Genomic DNA, 18,472 nt, shown 5'->3' with positions numbered 1-18,472 from the left:
ATGTCGACACCGCTCCCGGAGCTACCCATCCGCCGTCTCACCAGGGACGACCTCGTTGCCTGTGCCGATCTTTCCGAAGACCGCGGATGGCCACGCGAGGAACACAAGTGGGGCCTGCTGCTGGCGGCGGGGACGGGGTACGGAATCGATGACCCGGCGGGCAAGGGGCTGGTCTCGGCCTCCGTGGTCACGTCGTACGGCCCCGGGCTGTCCGCCATCGGCATGGTCCTGGTCGCACAGCGGTACGAACGCCAGGGCATCGGACGTCGCATGATGCAGCAGCTGATGCGTGAGGCCGGCTCCACCCCGCTCACCCTGCATGCCACCCCCAGCGGCCGTCCGCTGTACGAGCAGCTGGGCTTCGTCAACGTCGGGCGCGCGGAGATGATCCGAGGCCACTTCCGACCGGACCCGGCCGACACGACGGCCGTGTCCACCCGCCCGGCAACCGCCGAGGATCTCCCCCGGATCGTCCGCCTGGACACCGAGGTCTTCGGACTGGACCGCACCCACATGATCACGCGCCTGCCGGCCTTTGCGGACCAGCTCCGCGTGGCAGAGGACGAAGGCGTGCTGACCGGCTATGCCGCGGCCTGGCCGAACATGGAGACGCATGTCATCGGTCCACTGATCGCCCGCGACACGGATACGGCCAAGGCTCTGATCACCTCGCTCGCTCCGGCCACGGACAGGCCTTTCCGGACGGACATCGATGTACGCCACGAGGAATTGCTGACCTGGTTGAAGGAGCGCGGCCTCGAACCGATCGCCTTCAACGCCGTCATGACCTACGGAATCGACGATCTCCCCGGCGATTGGACCCGCCGTTTTGCACCGCTCTCGGTGGCCGCAGGCTAGAACTCGCAGGTCAGGGGAGCGCAGATGATTGCAAACGCGGAATATTGCGCGTGTCGTCTATCCTTGACGAGGTAGCCGCTCGGGCTGGAGGAGGAAGACAGATGACCGCGACCGATCCCGCGCTCACCGCGCTCTCCCAGAGCTGGTGCGCTCTGTCGCTGCTCCACGGGAGGATCGAGGCCCACATCGAGCGGGCACTCGAGAGCAAGCACGGTCTGAGCATGCGCGAGTACTCACTCCTCGACGTCCTCAGCCGCCAGCACAGCGGCCCTGGCGGACACCTCCAGATGAAGCAGGTGGCCGACGCCGTCGTGCTCAGCCAGAGCGCCACGACCCGGCTGGTCACCCGTCTCGAGGACCGTGGCCTGCTGACCCGGTACCTCTGCGACACCGACCGGCGCGGCATCTACACGGACGTGACCGAGACGGGCCTCACCCTGCTTGCCGAGGCCCGCCCCACCAACGACTCGGCGCTGCGCGAGGCTCTCGACGAGGCCGCCAAGGTTCCGGAGCTCGCTCCCCTGGTCCGCACCGTCGAGGAACTCCGGGTCCCCGCGTAATCTGCCGATCATGAGTGATCTGGAAATACGGGCCGCTGTACTCGACGACATCCCGGAGATCGTGGCGATGCTCGCCGACGACCCACTGGGCGCTCAGCGCGAGTCACCGGACGACATGGCCCCGTACCACGCGGCATTCGAGCGCCTTGCCCGGGATCCGAACCAGATCCTCGCGGTGGCCGCCCGCCAGGACCGCGTCGTCGGCACCCTCCAGCTCACGATCATCCCCGGACTGTCGCGGCGTGGCTCCACGCGATCCATCATCGAGGGTGTCCGCATCCACGCCGACGAACGCGGCAGCGGCCTCGGCACGCGGCTCATCGAGTGGGCGATCGACGAGTCGCGCCGACAGGACTGCCGGCTCGTCCAGCTGACCTCGGACGCTTCCCGGACCGACGCCCGTCGCTTCTACGAGAGGCTGGGCTTCGAGGCGTCCCACGTCGGGTTCAAGCTCCAGCTCTGAACAATTCTCCGCCCAGGGAGTCCGCGTGCATTCGATCAGCGACGAGCAACGCCGTATCCGGCTCGGCCGTCGGCATCGTCTGGCCCCCTCCACACGAGGGGACGACCCGGTGGAGGCAGCGGACGCGGTGGTCGCGCTGCATGCCACCGATGCCGCGACAGTGTTCCTCTCCGCCTGCGCCCGCCTCTCGACGCCGGGTATCGAGGCTGTGGAACAGGCTCTCTACGACGACGTGACACTGGTCCGGCTGCTCTCCATGCGCCGCACCTTGTTCGCCGTCTCCGCCGAACTCGCGCCGTACGTCGAGGCATCCACGGCCCACGCCATCGCGGTCAAGGAGCGCAGCACTCTCCTCGCGCATCTGGAAGAGGATGGCGGCGGTCTGGACGCGCGCTGGCTCGCCGAGGCGGAGGAGGCGGTTCTCGCCGCTCTGGTCCGGGGTGGCCCCGCCACGGGCACCCAGCTCTCCGCCGACGTCCCCGCTCTCCGGACGAAGATCACTGTCTTCCCCGGCAAGAAGTACGAGACGGTGCAGGGCGTCGCCACGCGTGTCCTCAGGGTGCTCGCCGCCGACGGCCGCATTCGCCGCGACCGGCCCCGAGGCTCCTGGACCTCCAGTCAGTTCCGCTGGACCGCCGGCCGGACCTGGCCGGCGGTGGATGCGGCCGAGGCCCGTGCCGAACTGGCACGCCGCTGGCTGCTCGCGTACGGCCCCGCCACCGAAGCGGATATGAAGTGGTGGACGGGATGGAGCCTCGGCCACGTACGCAAGGCGCTGATCGCCGTCGCCGCCGAGGAGGTCGGGCTCGAGGGTGGTGCGACCGGTTATGTGGCCCCCGGCGACCTCGGGCCCGACGTCGCACCGGAGCCCTGGGCGGCATTGCTGCCGGGACTCGACCCCAGCGCCATGGCCTGGGCTGACCGTGGCTTCCACCTCGACGCGGAGCACCGCTCGGCCCTCTTCGACCGCTCGGGCAACATCGGCCCGACGGTGTGGTGGAACGGCCGCATCATCGGTGGCTGGGCTCAACGGCCGGACGGCGATGTCGTCTGGCGCCTGCTCACCGATGCCGGCCGTGAGGCCACCGCTGCTGTCGAAACGGAAGCCTCCCGGCTGGCGGACTGGGTGGGCGATGCCCGGATCACCCCTCGGTTCCGTACGCCCCTGGAGCGCGAGTTGTCGGCCTAGACTCCGTCGACGGCTGCGCACGTTTCACGTGAAACATCGACCGGAACTGCATGGAGAGGCTCGCAAGGGCCGGCTTCACAGCGGCAGTCCGCGCCAGCCCTCCGGGTCCACTCCACCCGGCACCCCGCCCTCCGGCTCATAGGGCTCCCGGGTGAAGACGAACGACCCCAGGTCGAGATGCAGGACCGAACCGTCCTCTCGGCGCACCACACGCAGGGTCTCGCCGGCGTAGTAGCCGTTCTGGCCGGTCCACGTACCGTCCTCCTCCGCGGTGAACCGCGCTCCCCTGCCGACGCCCTGCAACGGCAGCAGTTCCAGACCGCGGTCGGCGAGCAGCCGCAGCCCGAAGGAGTAAGTCCCCCAGTACCAGGGCCCGGTCAGCGCCAGGAGCTCCTGATCGACCTCCGGCAGCGGCTTCCAGGGCTCGGGGATACGGGGCTCGGCCTCCGAGACGATGCCCACGAGATCGGCCGCGACAGTCGCTGTGAGCGGCCCTGAAGTGGCATTGGCGAGCGCGACGGCTGCGACCCCGTCATCGACACTCACCCACAGGCCCGCGACGAATCCGGGTAGCGAGCCTGTGTGCCCCACGAGGGTGCGGCCGCCCTTCCGCACAATCTGCACACCCAGCCCGTAGGTGCCCTCCCAGTCCCCGCTCTCCAGGGGCACGGACGGTGTCCGCATCTCCCGTACCGACGACTCCCGCAGGACGCGCTCGTCGCCCTCGGCGAGAAAGACGGCGAACCGGCAGAGGTCGGTGACTGTCGACCAGAGCTGTCCGGCCGGCGCCATCAGGCCGAGGTCCTCGGACGGTTCGGGCAGCAGCACATCGGCCCAGGGGTGCACGGCCCATCCACCGGCGTGCGGAGCCTCGGGCCGAGTGCTCGTACGGCTGAGGCCCAGGGGCTCCAGAATCTCCCCGCGCAGCACGTCCTCCCAGGAAGCACCGCGTACCGCCTCGATCAACGATCCGAGCAGCGTGTAACCGGGGTTGGAGTAGTGGTGGCGCCGCCCGACAGGGTGCATACGCGACCCCTCACCCAGCACATCGCCGAGATCCGGACGCTGAGAGCCCGGTGTCCTCTCCCACCACGGCGCCGGGGACTCGGCGCTCAACCCGGCACTGTGACCCAGGAGTTGGGCGATCGTCACGTCCCCCACGCCGGTACCGGACAGATGCTTCTCCAGGGGGTCACCGAGATCGAGCAGCCCCTCGTCCCGCAGCCTCATCACCAGGACGGCGGTGAACGTCTTGGTGATCGAGCCGATGCGGTACTGGGTGTCGGCGTCCGGACCGTGGCCGTCGACGGAGGTGCGGGATCCCGTCCACGCCAAGTGCCCCTCACGCGCCACCCCGGCGACGAAAGAGGGCGCACGCCCTTCGGTCTGGGCGACCGCGATGCGGTGCAGCAAAGCCCGCTTGGTGGCGGGGAGGAACTCGGTAAAGGGTGAGGTCATGAGGCAGGTCTACCGGCGGCACCCCGTCACGTCGACCGCATTCCCCGGCATTTCGCGACGCGCGGAAGAGGCGACCGGAGGCCCCGGCAGGCTCCGCGACGGGCCGCGTCTCCAGGGCTGCAGGGTCTCGCCACGAGCACAGGGGAACCCAGTGTGAGCTCAGACCGCCCGCCGATGAGTTTCCCGCGGCGCGCCGGTCTGTACGGGGGAGACCGACTCACGGAAGGCTGGCGCCGTGCGGAAATTGATCTACGGCATGAACGTGTCCCTGGACGGCTACATCGCCGCGCCCGGCGACGACATCGGCTGGGGCGTGCCGAGTGACGAGCTGTTCGCGTTCTGGTCCGACCAGTTGCAGGGGACCGACCTGACGCTGTACGGGCGCAAGTTGTGGCAGACGATGAGCTCCTACTGGCCGACCGGCGACCAGCAGCCCAACGCCACCCCGGCGGAGATCGAGTTCGCTCGCCGATGGCGGGACATGTCGAAGGTGGTGTTCTCCTCGACTATCGACCAGGTCGACTGGAACACCCGTCTGGTCACCGGCGACGCGGTCGCCGAGATCGCCCGGCTCAAGGCCGAGGACGGCGGCCCGATGGACATCGGCGGCGCGACGCTCGCCGGGGCGGCCATGCGGGCCGTGCTGATCGACGAGTACGTGCTGGCCACCGTGCCGGTCCTGGTGGGTGGCGGCAAGCCGTTCTTCACCGCGCTGGACAGCTGGGTGAACCTGAATCTGGTGGAGACGCGGATGTTTCCCGGCGGCGTGGTCCTGACCAGGTACGAGACGAGGCGCTGAGCGCCCGTCCGGGAGCTGCGCGGGGGTATCGCCCCTGTCCGCGATGACATTCCCGAACTCCTGCCGGATGCGCTCTCCGGGGCCCTCGATGCGGGGGCCGTCTTCGACCGTGCCGTCCCCCCTGGCCGAGGTGCCGGACGGCTATCGGGCGATGGACGACCGGTCGGCGCGGAAGGTGCGCATCACCTTCTGAGCGAGGGGCCGGCGGCACGGGCGCGGTTCCTCCTATGCCGCGCGGCGCCCTCGCGATGTCAGGCAGCGCGCTTCACGTGGCGGACCAGCCACATCAGCAGGGCGTCCAGGTCGGCGGCGGCCGAGAGGACCCGGTCGACCGCCTCGGGGGTGTGCAGCCACTCCTCGCAGCCGAGGGGACGCGCGGCGATCAGAGAACGGTGGCGCAGCAGGTTCGTACGGGCATGGTCTGTCGGATAGCCGCGCGGAGGGCGTTTCATCACGTCCCCGGAGATGTCGTAGCCCTTCTTCCGCACGTCCTCGACGATGGCGGACAGTTCGCGGCCGCTCCCCTCGGAGTCCACGGCTTTGCGGAACATGTCCACCTGGCCGGGGTCGGGGTACCACCAGGCGCCCTGGATCCGCAGGCCGTCCAGGGAGAACCGGAGACCGATCTCGATCTTGCGGCCGAGCCGGATCACCGCGCTCTGGTGCTGCCACCACCAGGAGTCGGTGCGGTAGTGCCAGACGGAGAAGTCCTCGTACCGGGGGTCGGTGTCCGCGACCTCGTTGAGAAGGGCGATCATCGGCTGCCGGACCAGGCGTTCGCGGTCCGCGCGGCAGCGCTCGCGGGTCGCATGGGTCGGTTCGCCCTGGAGCTGCCACAACACGTCCATGGCCTGCTCCGGCCAGCCGGTGAACTGTCCGCGCATGCGCGGAGAATAGCCCACCCATGAGCCGCGCGCGGAGAGTGAGACGGGCAGTGAGGCGTGGCCCGGACAGTGGGGTTGTGCAGCCGAAACTTGCAGGCACGACCTAGGTCTGCGCCATGTCCACGAAGCGGGAGTAGTGCCCCTGGAACGCAACGGTGATCGTGGCCGTGGGGCCGTTACGGTGCTTGGCGACGATCAGGTCCGCCTCACCCGCTCGGGGTGACTCCTTCTCGTACGCATCCTCACGGTGCAACAGAATCACCATGTCCGCATCCTGCTCGATGGAGCCCGACTCACGCAGGTCGGACACCATCGGCTTCTTGTCCGTCCGCTGCTCGGGCCCACGGTTCAGCTGCGAGAGCGCGATCACCGGCAACTCCAGCTCCTTGGCCAGCAGCTTGAGGTTTCGGGACATGTCCGAGACCTCCTGCTGGCGGCTCTCGGCACGCTTGGAGCCACCGGACTGCATCAGCTGAAGATAGTCGATGACGACCAGCTTCAGGTCGTTGCGCTGCTTCAGCCGGCGGCACTTCGCCCGGATCTCCATCATGGAGAGGTTCGGGGAGTCGTCGATGTAGAGCGGCGCCTGGGAGACATCGGGCATCCGGCGGGCCAGCCGGGTCCAGTCCTCGTCGGTCATCGTGCCGGACCGCATGTGGTGCAGCGCCACCCGCGCCTCGGCGGACAGCAGGCGCATCGCGATCTCGTTCCGTCCCATTTCGAGAGAGAAGATCACGCTCGGCAGATTGTTCTTGATGGAGCACGCCCGGGCGAAGTCCAGCGCCAGCGTGGACTTACCCATCGCGGGCCGGGCCGCGATGACGATCATCTGGCCCGGGTGCAGACCGTTCGTCAGGGAGTCGAAGTCCGTGAAGCCGGTGGGCACACCGGTCATCTCACCGCTGCGTGACCCGATCGCCTCGATCTCGTCGAGAGCGCCCTCCATGATCTCGCCGAGCGGGAGATAGTCCTCGCTGGTCCGCTGCTCGGTGACGGCGTAGATCTCGGCCTGGGCGGAGTTGACGATCTCGTCGACGTCGCCGTCGGCCGCGTATCCCATCTGTGTGATCTTGGTGCCGGCCTCCACGAGCCGTCGCAGCACCGCCCGCTCGTGGACGATCTCCGCGTAGTACGAAGCATTCGCCGCGGTCGGCACCGACTGGACGAGCGTGTGGAGATAGGGAGCTCCCCCGACCCGGGTGATCTCGCCGCGCTTGACCAGTTCGGCCGCCACGGTGATCGGGTCGGCGGGCTCGCCCTTGGCGTAGAGATCGAGGATCGCCGTGTAGACGGTCTCGTGGGCGGGCCGGTAGAAGTCGTGGCCCTTGATGATCTCCACGACATCGGCGATCGCGTCCTTGGACAGGAGCATGCCGCCGAGCACCGACTGCTCGGCATCCAGGTCCTGAGGCGGCACCCGCTCGAACCCGGGAGAGCTTCCGTCCCACCCCCCGCTGTCCCTGCCGCGCTCGTGCTGATCATCACGGCCACCACGGTGGTCGTTACGGCGCTGACGGGAAACGGGGAGACGATCGCCAGGGCCGCTGTCCGCCGCCCACGGGTCGTCCAAGGGCTCGGAAATGCTCACCCGGGCCACCTCCTCCCGTCCGCTCCGCGGACCTAGCCGTGCACCTCTTTCTACGGCACGGCACTGACAAAACGAGTGGCCCGGCTCCACTTCCGGCGCGTCGGGCGACGGTCCACGGTAGGCCCGGCGGCACCGTCAGCCAATCTGGTTATCCACAGGCCGTGTGGATGACCGACGAGATGCTGTGGAGAACCCCACAGAACCTGTGCACGGACCGGGGGACAGCACTGTGGACAAAGTCGGACCCACCTCGCCGCACTAGCTCTGAGCTGGGCTTTTTCCGTCCACCGGCTGTGGGGGAGAAAAACTTTCCCGACTGGGCCAAGATCAGAACAAACGGCGCACGCCCGCGTCTCCACAGGAGGAGCAGGTAAGGACCTCTAGGCAATTGCATCTCTTACCTGTGGAAGATTACATTGACCCCATGACTCAGGCCCTCAAGGATCCGAAGACGGTCCGGCGACGCCACGACCGAGAGATCGTCTCGCTCGCCGTTCCCGCCTTCGGTGCACTCGTCGCCGAGCCGCTCTTCGTCATCGTCGACAGTGCCATCGTCGGCCATCTCGGCACCCCGCAACTTGCCGGGCTCGGCGTCGCGGCGGCTCTCCTGATGACCGCCGTGAGCGTCTTCGTCTTCCTCGCGTACGCCACCACGGCGGCCGTCGCACGCCGCGTCGGCGCGGGTGATCTGGCCTCCGCCATCCGCCAGGGAATGGACGGAATCTGGCTGGCGCTCCTCCTCGGCGTTGCGGTCGTCGCCGTCACTCTGCCGACCGCCCCTTGGCTCATCGACATCTTCGGAGCCTCCGACACCGCCGCTCCGTACGCCATCACGTATCTGCGCATATCCAGCCTCGGCATCCCCGCCATGCTCATCGTGCTGGCCGCGACCGGCGTTCTGCGGGGTCTCCAGGACACCCGCACTCCGCTGTATGTCGCGATCGGCGGCTTCGCCGCCAATGCAGTCCTCAACGTCGGCCTGGTCTACGGCGCCGGTTTCGGCATCGCCGGATCAGCTTGGGGCACCGTCATCGCCCAGTGCGGCATGGCCGTGGCCTATGTGATCGTGGTCGTCCGGGGGGCACGGAAGCACGGTGCCTCGCTCCGACCCGACGCCGCAGGCATTCGAGCCAGCGCTCAGGCCGGTGCGCCTCTTCTGGTCCGTACGCTCTCTCTGCGCGCCGTCCTTCTGATTGCGACGGCGGTCGCGGCCCGCCTCGGCGACGCGGAGATCGCCGCCCACCAGATCGTGCTCTCGCTGTGGAGTTTGATGGCCTTCGCCCTGGACGCGATCGCGATCGCGGGCCAGGCGATCATCGGCCGGTACCTCGGCGCCGGTGATGCCGACGGCGCACGTCAGGTGTGCCGCCGTATGGTGCAGTGGGGCCTCGCCTCGGGTGTGGTGCTGGGACTGCTGATCGTCGCCGCCCGCCCGCTCTTCCTCCCGCTGTTCACGGGTGACTCGATCGTGCACGACACCCTGCTGCCCGTCCTGCTGGTGGTCGCCCTCTCCCAGCCCATTGCCGGCGTGGTCTTCGTGCTGGACGGCGTACTGATGGGAGCGGGTGACGGCCGCTATCTCGCCGGGGCGATGCTGGTCACCTTGGCCGTCTTCGCCCCCGTGGCCCTGCTCGTTCCCACTCTCGGCGGCGGGCTGACGGCTCTGTGGTGGGCCATGACGCTGATGATGGCCGTACGGATGCTGACGCTCTGGCACCGCACGCGGTCGGGCCTCTGGATCGTCACAGGTGCAAGCCGCTGAAGAACCCAGCGGATGTTTCACGTGAAACACGCTGTTTCACGTGAAACGGCGAGAGGGCCGCACCTGACGGTGCGGCCCTCTGCCGTACTGCTGAGTGCAGCGTTACGCGGCAACGACCTCGATGCCGAGCTTCGCGGCAACCTCGGGGTGCAGACGCACGGACACCTGGTGCGAGCCCAGGGTCTTGATCGGCGTACCGAGCTCGACGCGACGCTTGTCCACGTCCGGGCCACCGGCGGACTTGATCGCCGCAGCGACGTCCGCCGGGGTGACCGAGCCGAAGAGACGGCCGGCGTCGCCGGAGCGAACTGCCAGACGCACCTTCACGCCTTCGAGGCGGGCCTTGATCTCGTTGGCCTGCTCGATGGTCGCGATCTCGTGGATCTTGCGGGCGCGGCGGATCTGCGCCACGTCCTTCTCGCCACCCTTGGTCCAGCGGATCGCGAAACCACGCGGGACCAGGTAGTTGCGAGCGTAGCCGTCCTTGACGTCGACGACGTCGCCGGCGGTACCGAGGCCGGAGACCTCGTGGGTAAGGATGATCTTCATGATTCGGTCACCCTTCCTTAGCGCGCGGTGGACGTGTAGGGCAGCAGTGCCATCTCACGGCTGTTCTTGACTGCCGTGGCGACGTCACGCTGGTGCTGCGTGCAGTTGCCGGTGACGCGGCGGGCACGGATCTTGCCGCGGTCGGAAATGAACTTCCGCAGCATGTTCGTGTCCTTGTAGTCCACGTACACGGTCTTGTCCTTGCAGAATGCGCAGACCTTCTTCTTCGGCTTGCGCACAGGCGGCTTCGCCATGTGTATCTCCTGTGTGATCAAGAAGTGGGGGTACAAGCTCCCCTGGGGAATCCCTAGAAGGGGGGCTCGTCCGAGTAGCCGCCGCCGGAAGAGCCGCCGGAGCTTCCGCCCCAGCTGCCGCCTCCACCGCCACCCTGCTGCTGGCCGCCGGCCGGCGCACTGGTGGCCCAGGGGTCGTCGGCGGGAGCACCGCCGCCGCCACCCTGCTGGCCACCGCTGGAGCCGCCGCCCCAGTTGCCGCCGCCACCCTGCTGCTGACCGCCGCCGTAGCCGCCCTGGCCACCGCGACCGGTGGTCTTGGTGACCTTGGCCGTGGCGTTCTTCAGGCTGGGGCCGACTTCCTCGACGTCCAGCTCGTAGACCGTGCGCTTGACGCCCTCGCGGTCGTCGTAGGACCGCTGCTTGAGCCGGCCCTGCACGACGACGCGCATGCCGCGCGTGAGCGACTCGGCGACGTTCTCCGCCGCCTGACGCCAGACCGAGCAGGTGAGGAAGAGGCTCTCGCCGTCCTTCCACTCATTGGTCTGACGGTCGAAGGTGCGGGGAGTGGACGCGACGCGGAACTTCGCGACCGCCGCACCGGACGGGGTGAAGCGCAGCTCGGGGTCGTCGACGAGATTGCCGACGACCGTGATGACGGTCTCGCCTGCCATGGGTGAACCTCTCGGCGGGGATTGCTTCTGGCTGCTTGCTGCTACTCGAACCCGATGACCTCTGAGCTAGGCGCTCAGTGGGTCTCGGGACGGAGGACCTTGGTCCGGAGGACCGACTCGTTCAGGTTCATCTGGCGGTCGAGCTCCTTGACGACCGCAGGCTCGGCCTGCAGGTCGATGACCGAGTAGATGCCCTCGGGCTTCTTCTTGATCTCGTAAGCGAGACGACGACGGCCCCAGGTGTCGACCTTCTCCACCTTTCCGTTGCCCTCACGGACGACGGAGAGGAAGTTCTCGATCAGCGGGGAGACAGCGCGCTCCTCGAGATCGGGGTCGAGGATGACCATCATTTCGTAGTGACGCATGTAGAACCCACCTCCTTTGGACTCAGCGGCCACGGTCGTTCCGTGGCAGGAGGGTCGTGATGCGTAAGCAACGGTATCCGCCACCACTGACAATCGCGGACGATCGGCTGTGGGCAGGGCAGACACCGGTGCAGACCGTACAGAGTACCTGCAGACGTGCTTCCGGTTGAAATCCGGTGGCCAGGGGACGCAATCTGTACACATCGGGTGTGCGCGACGCTACGATGCGCCGCCTTCCGGCAACGCCAGGAGGTGCCTCATGGCACAGGCAATGCGACGTCAGTCCAGTGAGTCCGCTGTTTCCCTCTTCGCCACGGACGGCAAGCCCCACCCCCTCCAGGACACCCTGGTCGCGGTGACGCTGGTGCTCGGCGTCCTCGCCTTCGTCACGGCGATGTTCCACAACCTCCATCTGATCAGTTCCTGGGCCGGCCTCATCGGCCTGCTCACGGGTGCGTACGGGCAGTTCATCTCGGCCACGACCCGCGAGCGCTTCGCTCTGATCGTCGGCCTCGGCGCATCGGGTGTCGGCTTCTTCCTCGGCATGGCCCACGGCGGGCTCTTCGGCGGGGTCATCGGCTGAGCACGATCCGAGCGGCGACCCCCCGCCCTACTCGGCAGGCCCTGGCCCGTCCGGAGCAGTCGGCCCCCATTGATCGACTTGCCCGCTCGGGCAGGGCAGCCAGGGCAGGGCAGGGCTCACGTCACAGGGACGCTGTTCCCCGCAGCCATTCGGGGCGCTCCCCCAGCGCAGTAGGCTTCGGCGCGAGAGCCGGAGCCCCTGACCCATGGGGACACACCTGCCGAGGAGCGCCCCGCATGAGCCTGACCCTGAGGACCATCAGCCGAGAGCAGCATCTGGCGTACATCCAGACACTGCCGTCGGCCAGTCATTGCCAGGTCCCGGCGTGGGCTGATGTGAAGACCGAATGGCGCTCGGAGAACCTGGGCTGGTTCGACAAGAGCGGTGAACTGGTCGGTGTCGGCCTGGTGTTGTACCGCCAGCTGCCCAAGATCAAGCGCTACCTCGCCTATCTGCCCGAGGGCCCGGTCATCAACTGGTACGCCCCGAACCTGGACGACTGGCTTCAGCCGATGCTCGCCCATCTCAAGCAGCAGGGCGCCTTCTCCGTGAAGATGGGTCCGCCGGTCGTCATCCGGCGCTGGGACGCTCCCGCGATCAAGTCGGGTATCCAGGACCCGGATGTGAAGCGTCTGCGCGACGTCGAGGCCTCCCACATCGAGCCGCGTGCCTTCGAAGTCGCCGACCGGCTCCGGAAGATGGGCTGGCAGCAGGGCGAGGACGGCGGCGCCGGCTTCGGTGACGTCCAGCCTCGCTACGTCTACCAGGTGCCCCTCGCGAACCGGTCCCTCGACGACGTCCTCAAGGGCTTCAACCAGCTCTGGCGCCGCAACATCAAGAAGGCCGAGAAGGCCGGCGTGGAGGTCGTCCAGGGCGGCTACGACGACCTCGAGGAATGGCAGCGGCTGTACGAGATCACGGCCGTGCGCGACCACTTCAGGCCCCGCCCGCTCTCGTACTTCCAGCGCATGTGGAAGGTGCTCAACTCCGAGGACCCCAACCGCATGCGGTTGTACTTCGCGCGGCACAACGGTGTGAACCTGTCGGCGGCGACGATGCTGGTCGTCGGCGGGCACGTCTGGTACTCCTACGGCGCCTCCGACAACATCGGGCGCGAGGTCCGGCCCTCGAACGCGATGCAGTGGCGGATGCTGCGCGACGCGTACGCCATGGGTGCGACGGTCTACGACCTGCGCGGCATCAGCGACTCGCTGGACGAGACCGACCACCTCTTCGGTCTGATCCAGTTCAAGGTCGGCACCGGCGGCGAAGCCGTGGAGTACGTCGGCGAGTGGGACTTCCCCCTCAACAAGCTGCTGCACAAGGCGCTGGACATGTACATGTCGCGCCGCTGACGTGTCCGCGGCCGACCCCGTAACCTCGTAGATCCCGTACATACCTCTGATACACCGCACACACCAGAAAGGTTCCGGGCCGGCCATGGCGCTCTCCCTCTACGTCGACACCGCGCGCTGGCGGGCGCACCAGAAGACCGTGATCGACCAGTTCCCCGGTCTCGTACCCGTCTGCAAGGGGAACGGCTACGGCTTCGGTCACGAGCGGCTCTCGGAGGAGGCCTCCCGCTTCGGCTCCGACATGCTGGCCGTCGGGACGACGTACGAGGCGGCCCGGATCAAGGACTGGTTCAGCGGCGATCTCCTCGTCCTCACACCTTTCCGCCGGGGTGAGGAGCCGGTTCCGCTGCCCGACCGCGTGATCCGCTCCGTCTCCTCGGTCGACGGTGTGCACGCCCTCGTCGGCGCCCGCGTCGTCATCGAGTGCATGAGCTCCATGAAGCGCCACGGCGTCTCCGAGCAGGATCTGGGGCAGCTCCACTCCGCCATCGAGGACGTACGGCTGGAGGGCTTCGCCCTCCATCTCCCGCTGGACCGCACCGACGGATCCGACGCGGTCGAGGAGGTCATCGGCTGGATGGACCGGCTGCGTGCGGCCCGTCTGCCGCTGCACACCATGTTCGTCAGCCATCTGCGGTCCGAGGAGCAGGCCCGGCTCCAGCAGCAGTTCCCGCAGACCCGCTTCCGCGCCCGTATCGGCACGCGGCTGTGGCTCGGCGACCACGACGCGACCGAGTACCGCGGTGCCGTCCTCGACGTGACCCGCGTGGCCAAGGGCGACCGGTTCGGCTACCGGCAGCAGAAGGCCGCGTCCGACGGCTGGCTCGTCGTCGTCGCCGGCGGCACCTCGCACGGCGTCGGCCTGGAGGCTCCGAAGGCCCTGCACGGTGTGATGCCCCGTGCCAAGGGCGTTGCCCGGGCCGGCCTGGCGACCGTCAACCGGAACCTTTCTCCATTCGTCTGGGCGGGCAAGCAGCGCTGGTTCGCCGAGCCCCCGCACATGCAGGTCTCGATCCTGTTCGTCCCGTCGGACGCGGACGAGCCGCGGGTCGGCGACGAGCTGGTGGCGCATCTTCGCCACACCACGACCCAGTTCGACCGCCTGGTGGACCGCTGAGCCGGTTCTGAGGGCCGCCCGGGGGTCGGTGACCCACCGGGCGCCCCATGACGGGTTCCGGCCCTACGACTGGGCTCCGCCGGCCCTTCGCGGCCCCGTTCCCCATTCCACCTTCAGTCCCTCCACCGCGTGCGCCGCATGCCGCGCAGGGCGCGCCGCATGCCCTACGACGAAGACGTCCTCCGCCCCGTCGAGCACACCGCCCGACGGGTCGTCCGAGCCGTCCTGCCGTACGCCGTCCCGCTCCGGCATCAGGATGTCCCGCACCACCACGGCGCACAGATAGAGCGTCCCCAGCAGATGCAGGGCGATCGCCACCTGGTACCCCTCGGGCGGCAGTCCTTGGTGCTTGGTGCTGGTCGTGTAGGCGAGGTACATCCAGATCCCGAGGAAGTACATGACCTCGCAGGCCTGCCAGATCAGGAAGTCGCGCCAGCGCGGCCGTGCCAGCACCGCGAGCGGGATCAGCCACAGGACGTACTGCGGCGAGTAGACCTTGTTGGTGAGGATGAACGCGGCGACGACCAGGAAGGCGAGCTGGGCGAGACGCGGCCGCCGGGGCGCTCCGAGCGCGAGCGCCGCGATCCCCGCGCAGGCCAGGAGCATGAGCAGCGTCGCGTAGGTGTTCACCTTCTCGACGTCGATGCCCTCGCCGGTGCGCTGGGTGATGATCAGCCAGAACGAGCCGAAGTCGATCTGCCGTTCCTGGCTGAATGTGTAGAACTTCTTCCAGCCCTCGGGCGCCAGCGCCATCACCGGCAGATTGACGACGAACCACGCGCCCGCCGCGCCCAGCGCCGCGGTGGCGAACTCTCGCCACTTGCCGGCCCGCCAGCACAGCAGGAGCAAGGGGCCCAGCAGAAGTACGGGATAGAGCTTGGCAGCGGTCGCCAGCCCGATGAGGATGCCGAAGGCCAGCGTCCGGCCGCGGGACCACATCAGCATCGCTGCGGCCGTCAGTGCCACCGCCAGCAGATCCCAGTTGATGGTCGCGGTGAGGGCGAACGCGGGCGCCAGGGCCAGCAGGAGCGCGTCCCACGGCCGGCGGCGGTGTGTGCGGGCCACACAGACAGCGATGACCGCCGTGCAGATCATGAGCATGCCTGCGTTGATCATCCAGTAGGCCTGCTCCTGCTGCTGAAGCGAGCCGTCGGCCAGATTCAGCCAGGACGCCACCTGCATGAACAGACCGGTCAGCACCGGATACTCCAGGTACTCCATGTCACCGGGCAGCCGGTCGAAGTACGGGATGAGCCCCTCCGAGAAGCCGCGCCCCAGGAAGAGATGCGGAATGTCGGAATAGCAGGCGTGCGTGTACTGCGAGCTGGTGCCCCGGAACCAGGCCCAGTTGTAACAGGGCATCTTCTGCACCATGCCCAGCGCGAACATGCCGATGGCCACCAGTGCCACGACCCGTACGGGCGTCAGATAGCCGCTGCGGACACGCAGGGCCCAGCGGCCGGCCGGACCACCGATCAGCTCGCTGCCGGACGCGGCGACGGAATCCCGCCGGGTGGGCCGTACATCCGGCCTGTCCTCGTACACGCTCGTCTCTTCTGCGCTGGGCATGGTGCACATCCTGCCGTACGGGAACGGATACGCCGCAGGGCCGCCGCATCGTTACGCACGCTGTGCGTCCCGGCTGCGACGGCCCTGTGGTCACGGAGCTACGGCGGGGGCGCTAGCCCCCTGGGCCCCCGAAGAGGCCTCCGTTGTTGTTGCCGTTGTTGCCCCCGTTGCCCGCCGGTGGCGACGAACTGCTTGTCGGGCCGCCGTCCGACCCTTCGTTGTCGCCTCCGCCGTTGTCCGAACCGCCGGGTTGGCCGCCGGTGGCACCACCCTGCGTACCGCAGGTGATGTCCTCCCACGGGTTGCACGACTCGGACGGGTCAGGACTCTCGGTCGGGGTCTCGGACGGCGTCTCGCTCGGGGTCTCGGACGGCGTCTCGCTCGGCGTCTCGGACGGCGTGGGAGACGGGCTCACCGCTCCGCCACCCCAGACAGCCTGTCCGAGCGGCTCCGGCTCAGGGAACTTCATGACCTTCTGGCCCTTGAGGGCTTCCTTCATGTACGCCTGCCAGATCTCCGACGGGAACGACGCACCGTGGATCTTCTTCTGGCCACCCGTTCCGAACATCTCGAGGAAGCCGCGCTTGGCGTTCTTCTCGTTGTCGTCGAGGCGGTACATGTCGATCGCGGTCGACAGCTGCGGGGTGTAGCCCACGAACCAGGCGGACTTGTTGCCGTCGGTCGTACCGGTCTTGCCGGCGACCTCACGTCCCGGCAGGCGCGCGTTCTTGCCGGTGCCCTCGTCGTCCTCGACGACGTCCTTGAGCACATCGGTCACGTTGTTGGCGACGGCCGGAGTGAACTTCCCGACGGGGTCGTCCTTGTGCTGGTAGATCGTCTTGCCCTCCCGCTTCACCTCCTTGACGGAGTACGGGGCACGCTGCTCGCCCTCGGCCGCGAAGGTTGCGTAGGCGCCGGCCATACGGATGGCGCTGGGGGAGGAGATACCGATCGAGAACGAGGGAACGTCCGACTTGTTGAGCGAGCTCTCGAGAAGACCGGAGTCGATGGCCGCCTGGCGGACCACCGGGATACCGACGTCCATGCCGAGCTGCACGAACGGCGAGTTGGCGGAGTGGATCATGGCTTCACGCAGCGTGATGTTCTTGTACGACTCATCGCCGTCGTTCGTCTGCAGCCACTCCTTCCCCTCCTCGTTCTGCCACACCGAGCCGTCGTATTCCTTGATCTTGAGCTTGTTCTGGCCGTTGTAGACGCTCTTGTCCGGGTCGACGATCGTCCGCTCGTCACTGCCCTGGTCCGCGCCGCCCTGAGGGTCGCGCACACCGTCACGCATGGCGGCTGCCAGGACGAACGGCTTGAAGGTCGATCCGACCTGGGCACCGGTCTCGTTGGCGTTGTTGGTGAAGTGCTTGGTCGCGTCCTCACCGCCGTAGATGGCGACGATTGCACCGGTCCGCGGGTCGACCGAGGCACCGCCGAACTGGACGTGGGTGTCCGTTTCCGGCCGCTTGTCGGGCTTGATGTTGGCCTCGCGGACCTTCTTCACCGCCTTCTCGAGCTGATCGATCTTCTTCTTGTCGAAGGTGGTGTGGATCTCGTAGCCACCACGCGCGAGGTCGTTCGCGTCGATGTCTTCGTTGTTGTTGAGGAAGTTCGACTTGGCGAGATCGACCAGATAGCCGACCTGCCCACCGAGCTTCGCCCCCTTCGAGACGGACTGGGGCATCGGGAACGAGGGGTACTTCGCCCGCTCGGCAGCACTCAGATGCCCGTCCTTGACCATCTCGTTCATGATCCATTGCCAGCGTTCCGTCGCGCGGGCCAGATTGGCCTTCGGCGTCGCTGCCGGATCGATGTCCACGGAACCGGCCGGATCGAAGTACGTCGCACCCTTGAGCAGCGAGGCGAGGAAAGCGCACTCGCTGGGGTCCAGGGCCTTGGCGTTCTTCCCGTAGTACGTACGGGCCGCGGCCTGGATGCCATAAGCACCACGCCCGTAGTACGAGGTGTTCAAATAGCCGGCCATGATCTCCGACTTGTCCATGTCGGTACCGACACGGATGGAGATGAACAGCTCCTTGGCCTTACGGCTCAGAGTCTGCGACTGGTCGCCGAGCCGCGCGTTCTTCACGTACTGCTGGGTGATGGTCGAGCCACCCTGGGTCTGGCCGCCCTTGGCCATGTTGACCACAGCCCGGCCGATACCCATGGGGTCGATGCCCGAGTCGGTCTTGAACGTCTTGTTCTCCGCCGAGATCACCGCGTTCTGCATGGCCTGCGGGATCTCCCCGATCCCGACGATCTGACGGTTGATCTCCCCACCGGTGGCGGCCATCTGTTTGCCGTCGGCCCAGTAGTAGACGTTGTTCTGCGCCTCGGCGGTCTTGCTCGGGTCGGGGACCTCCACCATCGCGTAGGCGATGGTGGCTGCCGCCATGAGACTGCCGAGAAAGCCGATGCACAACCCGGTGACGAGCTTCCACGAAGGAACCCAGCGTCGCC

Annotated in this window: 18 protein-coding genes and 1 pseudogene; 10 read left to right on the top strand and 9 right to left on the bottom strand. The window is 67.8% G+C overall.

Going from position 1 to position 18,472, the window contains the following annotated elements; translation table 11 throughout:
* From RPQ07_RS18900 to RPQ07_RS18885, 4 genes are all read left to right on the top strand, one after another.
* Window positions 1-858, top strand: a complete 858-nt coding sequence (locus RPQ07_RS18900; protein WP_313945344.1) for a GNAT family N-acetyltransferase — start codon at window positions 1-3, stop codon at window positions 856-858.
* Window positions 859-959: 101 nt separating this feature from the next.
* Window positions 960-1,418: a MarR family winged helix-turn-helix transcriptional regulator gene (locus tag RPQ07_RS18895; protein WP_313945343.1), complete on the top strand. Its 459-nt coding sequence runs from the start codon at window positions 960-962 to the stop codon at window positions 1,416-1,418.
* A 10-nt stretch (window positions 1,419-1,428) separates the two neighbouring features.
* On the top strand, window positions 1,429-1,881 hold the full coding sequence (locus tag RPQ07_RS18890; RefSeq protein WP_313945342.1) for a GNAT family N-acetyltransferase: 453 nt from the start codon (window positions 1,429-1,431) through the stop codon (window positions 1,879-1,881).
* 25 nt (window positions 1,882-1,906) lie between these two features.
* On the top strand, window positions 1,907-3,070 hold the full coding sequence (locus RPQ07_RS18885; protein WP_313945341.1) for a winged helix DNA-binding domain-containing protein: 1,164 nt from the start codon (window positions 1,907-1,909) through the stop codon (window positions 3,068-3,070).
* A gap of 75 nt (window positions 3,071-3,145) precedes the next feature.
* On the opposite strand, the gene RPQ07_RS18880 is transcribed toward RPQ07_RS18885, so the two are convergent.
* Window positions 3,146-4,528, bottom strand: coding sequence for a serine hydrolase domain-containing protein (locus RPQ07_RS18880; protein ID WP_313945340.1), 1,383 nt, complete (start codon window positions 4,526-4,528; stop codon window positions 3,146-3,148).
* Between the two features lie 235 nt (window positions 4,529-4,763).
* Between RPQ07_RS18880 and RPQ07_RS18875 the strand changes: the two genes are divergently transcribed.
* Together RPQ07_RS18875 and RPQ07_RS18870 are read left to right on the top strand one after the other, a co-directional pair.
* Window positions 4,764-5,327, top strand: coding sequence for a dihydrofolate reductase family protein (locus tag RPQ07_RS18875; protein WP_313945339.1), 564 nt, complete (start codon window positions 4,764-4,766; stop codon window positions 5,325-5,327).
* Between the two features lie 15 nt (window positions 5,328-5,342).
* Window positions 5,343-5,520: pseudogene (locus RPQ07_RS18870) on the top strand (IMP dehydrogenase); the annotation flags it as partial.
* Between the two features lie 58 nt (window positions 5,521-5,578).
* Here RPQ07_RS18870 and RPQ07_RS18865 read toward each other — a convergent pair.
* A complete protein-coding gene (locus RPQ07_RS18865) occupies window positions 5,579-6,211 on the bottom strand; it encodes a DUF2461 family protein (RefSeq protein ID WP_313945338.1) in 633 nt (210 codons plus the stop codon).
* 103 nt (window positions 6,212-6,314) lie between these two features.
* Window positions 6,315-7,781, bottom strand: coding sequence for a replicative DNA helicase (gene dnaB / locus RPQ07_RS18860; RefSeq protein WP_313948944.1), 1,467 nt, complete (start codon window positions 7,779-7,781; stop codon window positions 6,315-6,317).
* A gap of 442 nt (window positions 7,782-8,223) precedes the next feature.
* On the opposite strand from dnaB, the gene RPQ07_RS18855 reads away from it, so the two are divergent.
* The gene (locus RPQ07_RS18855; protein WP_313945337.1) at window positions 8,224-9,561 is read left to right on the top strand and encodes an MATE family efflux transporter; all 1,338 of its coding nucleotides are present in this window, start codon (window positions 8,224-8,226) and stop codon (window positions 9,559-9,561) included.
* Window positions 9,562-9,663: 102 nt separating this feature from the next.
* On the opposite strand, the gene rplI is transcribed toward RPQ07_RS18855, so the two are convergent.
* The 4 genes from rplI to rpsF all read right to left on the bottom strand — a co-directional run bounded on the left by rplI (window position 9,664) and on the right by rpsF (window position 11,382).
* Window positions 9,664-10,110 carry a 50S ribosomal protein L9 gene (gene rplI, locus RPQ07_RS18850; RefSeq protein ID WP_313945336.1) on the bottom strand — a complete coding sequence of 149 codons (447 nt, stop codon included), beginning with the start codon at window positions 10,108-10,110 and terminating at the stop codon, window positions 9,664-9,666.
* Window positions 10,111-10,127: 17 nt separating this feature from the next.
* Window positions 10,128-10,364, bottom strand: a complete 237-nt coding sequence (gene rpsR / locus RPQ07_RS18845; RefSeq protein WP_003956534.1) for a 30S ribosomal protein S18 — start codon at window positions 10,362-10,364, stop codon at window positions 10,128-10,130.
* Between the two features lie 53 nt (window positions 10,365-10,417).
* On the bottom strand, window positions 10,418-11,017 hold the full coding sequence (locus RPQ07_RS18840; protein WP_313945335.1) for a single-stranded DNA-binding protein: 600 nt from the start codon (window positions 11,015-11,017) through the stop codon (window positions 10,418-10,420).
* Between the two features lie 74 nt (window positions 11,018-11,091).
* On the bottom strand, window positions 11,092-11,382 hold the full coding sequence (gene rpsF, locus RPQ07_RS18835) for a 30S ribosomal protein S6 (protein ID WP_159689873.1): 291 nt from the start codon (window positions 11,380-11,382) through the stop codon (window positions 11,092-11,094).
* Window positions 11,383-11,641: 259 nt separating this feature from the next.
* Here rpsF and RPQ07_RS18830 point away from each other — a divergent pair, with 259 nt between their 5' ends.
* From RPQ07_RS18830 to RPQ07_RS18820, 3 genes are all read left to right on the top strand, one after another.
* Window positions 11,642-11,965 (top strand): hypothetical protein, encoded by a 324-nt coding sequence (locus RPQ07_RS18830; protein WP_313945334.1) that lies wholly within the window; start codon window positions 11,642-11,644, stop codon window positions 11,963-11,965.
* Between the two features lie 236 nt (window positions 11,966-12,201).
* Window positions 12,202-13,320: a lipid II:glycine glycyltransferase FemX gene (locus RPQ07_RS18825; protein ID WP_313945333.1), complete on the top strand. Its 1,119-nt coding sequence runs from the start codon at window positions 12,202-12,204 to the stop codon at window positions 13,318-13,320.
* 85 nt (window positions 13,321-13,405) lie between these two features.
* Window positions 13,406-14,437: an alanine racemase gene (locus RPQ07_RS18820; RefSeq protein ID WP_313945332.1), complete on the top strand. Its 1,032-nt coding sequence runs from the start codon at window positions 13,406-13,408 to the stop codon at window positions 14,435-14,437.
* A 63-nt stretch (window positions 14,438-14,500) separates the two neighbouring features.
* On the opposite strand, the gene RPQ07_RS18815 is transcribed toward RPQ07_RS18820, so the two are convergent.
* Both RPQ07_RS18815 and RPQ07_RS18810 read right to left on the bottom strand, forming a co-directional pair.
* Window positions 14,501-16,006, bottom strand: coding sequence for a glycosyltransferase family 87 protein (locus RPQ07_RS18815; protein ID WP_313945331.1), 1,506 nt, complete (start codon window positions 16,004-16,006; stop codon window positions 14,501-14,503).
* A gap of 112 nt (window positions 16,007-16,118) precedes the next feature.
* Window positions 16,119-18,407, bottom strand: a complete 2,289-nt coding sequence (locus tag RPQ07_RS18810; RefSeq protein ID WP_313945330.1) for a transglycosylase domain-containing protein — start codon at window positions 18,405-18,407, stop codon at window positions 16,119-16,121.
* Window positions 18,408-18,472 lie beyond the last annotated feature (65 nt).

It is taken from the genome of Streptomyces sp. AM8-1-1, assembly GCF_032229325.1.
In the GTDB taxonomy this organism is placed as follows: domain Bacteria; phylum Actinomycetota; class Actinomycetes; order Streptomycetales; family Streptomycetaceae; genus Streptomyces; species Streptomyces achmelvichensis.
Note: the sequence above shows the minus strand (reverse complement) of the source record. Positions and strands in the feature narration are given on the sequence as shown.

Bases quoted from the DNA above. Each gene is read 5' to 3' on its own strand.
- rplI (WP_313945336.1), bottom strand. From the start codon at position 10,110: ATGAAGATCATCCTTACCCACGAGGTCTCCGGCCTCGGTACCGCCGGC.
- RPQ07_RS18825 (WP_313945333.1), top strand. From the start codon at position 12,202: ATGAGCCTGACCCTGAGGACCATCAGCCGAGAGCAGCATCTGGCGTAC.
- RPQ07_RS18880 (WP_313945340.1), bottom strand. From the start codon at position 4,528: ATGACCTCACCCTTTACCGAGTTCCTCCCCGCCACCAAGCGGGCTTTG.
- RPQ07_RS18895 (WP_313945343.1), top strand. From the start codon at position 960: ATGACCGCGACCGATCCCGCGCTCACCGCGCTCTCCCAGAGCTGGTGC.
- RPQ07_RS18890 (WP_313945342.1), top strand. From the start codon at position 1,429: ATGAGTGATCTGGAAATACGGGCCGCTGTACTCGACGACATCCCGGAG.
- rpsF (WP_159689873.1), bottom strand. From the start codon at position 11,382: ATGCGTCACTACGAAATGATGGTCATCCTCGACCCCGATCTCGAGGAG.
- RPQ07_RS18810 (WP_313945330.1), bottom strand. From the start codon at position 18,407: ATGGCGGCAGCCACCATCGCCTACGCGATGGTGGAGGTCCCCGACCCG.
- RPQ07_RS18840 (WP_313945335.1), bottom strand. From the start codon at position 11,017: ATGGCAGGCGAGACCGTCATCACGGTCGTCGGCAATCTCGTCGACGAC.
- RPQ07_RS18900 (WP_313945344.1), top strand. From the start codon at position 1: ATGTCGACACCGCTCCCGGAGCTACCCATCCGCCGTCTCACCAGGGAC.
- RPQ07_RS18865 (WP_313945338.1), bottom strand. From the start codon at position 6,211: ATGCGCGGACAGTTCACCGGCTGGCCGGAGCAGGCCATGGACGTGTTG.
- RPQ07_RS18820 (WP_313945332.1), top strand. From the start codon at position 13,406: ATGGCGCTCTCCCTCTACGTCGACACCGCGCGCTGGCGGGCGCACCAG.
- RPQ07_RS18815 (WP_313945331.1), bottom strand. From the start codon at position 16,006: ATGCCCAGCGCAGAAGAGACGAGCGTGTACGAGGACAGGCCGGATGTA.
- RPQ07_RS18830 (WP_313945334.1), top strand. From the start codon at position 11,642: ATGGCACAGGCAATGCGACGTCAGTCCAGTGAGTCCGCTGTTTCCCTC.
- rpsR (WP_003956534.1), bottom strand. From the start codon at position 10,364: ATGGCGAAGCCGCCTGTGCGCAAGCCGAAGAAGAAGGTCTGCGCATTC.
- RPQ07_RS18855 (WP_313945337.1), top strand. From the start codon at position 8,224: ATGACTCAGGCCCTCAAGGATCCGAAGACGGTCCGGCGACGCCACGAC.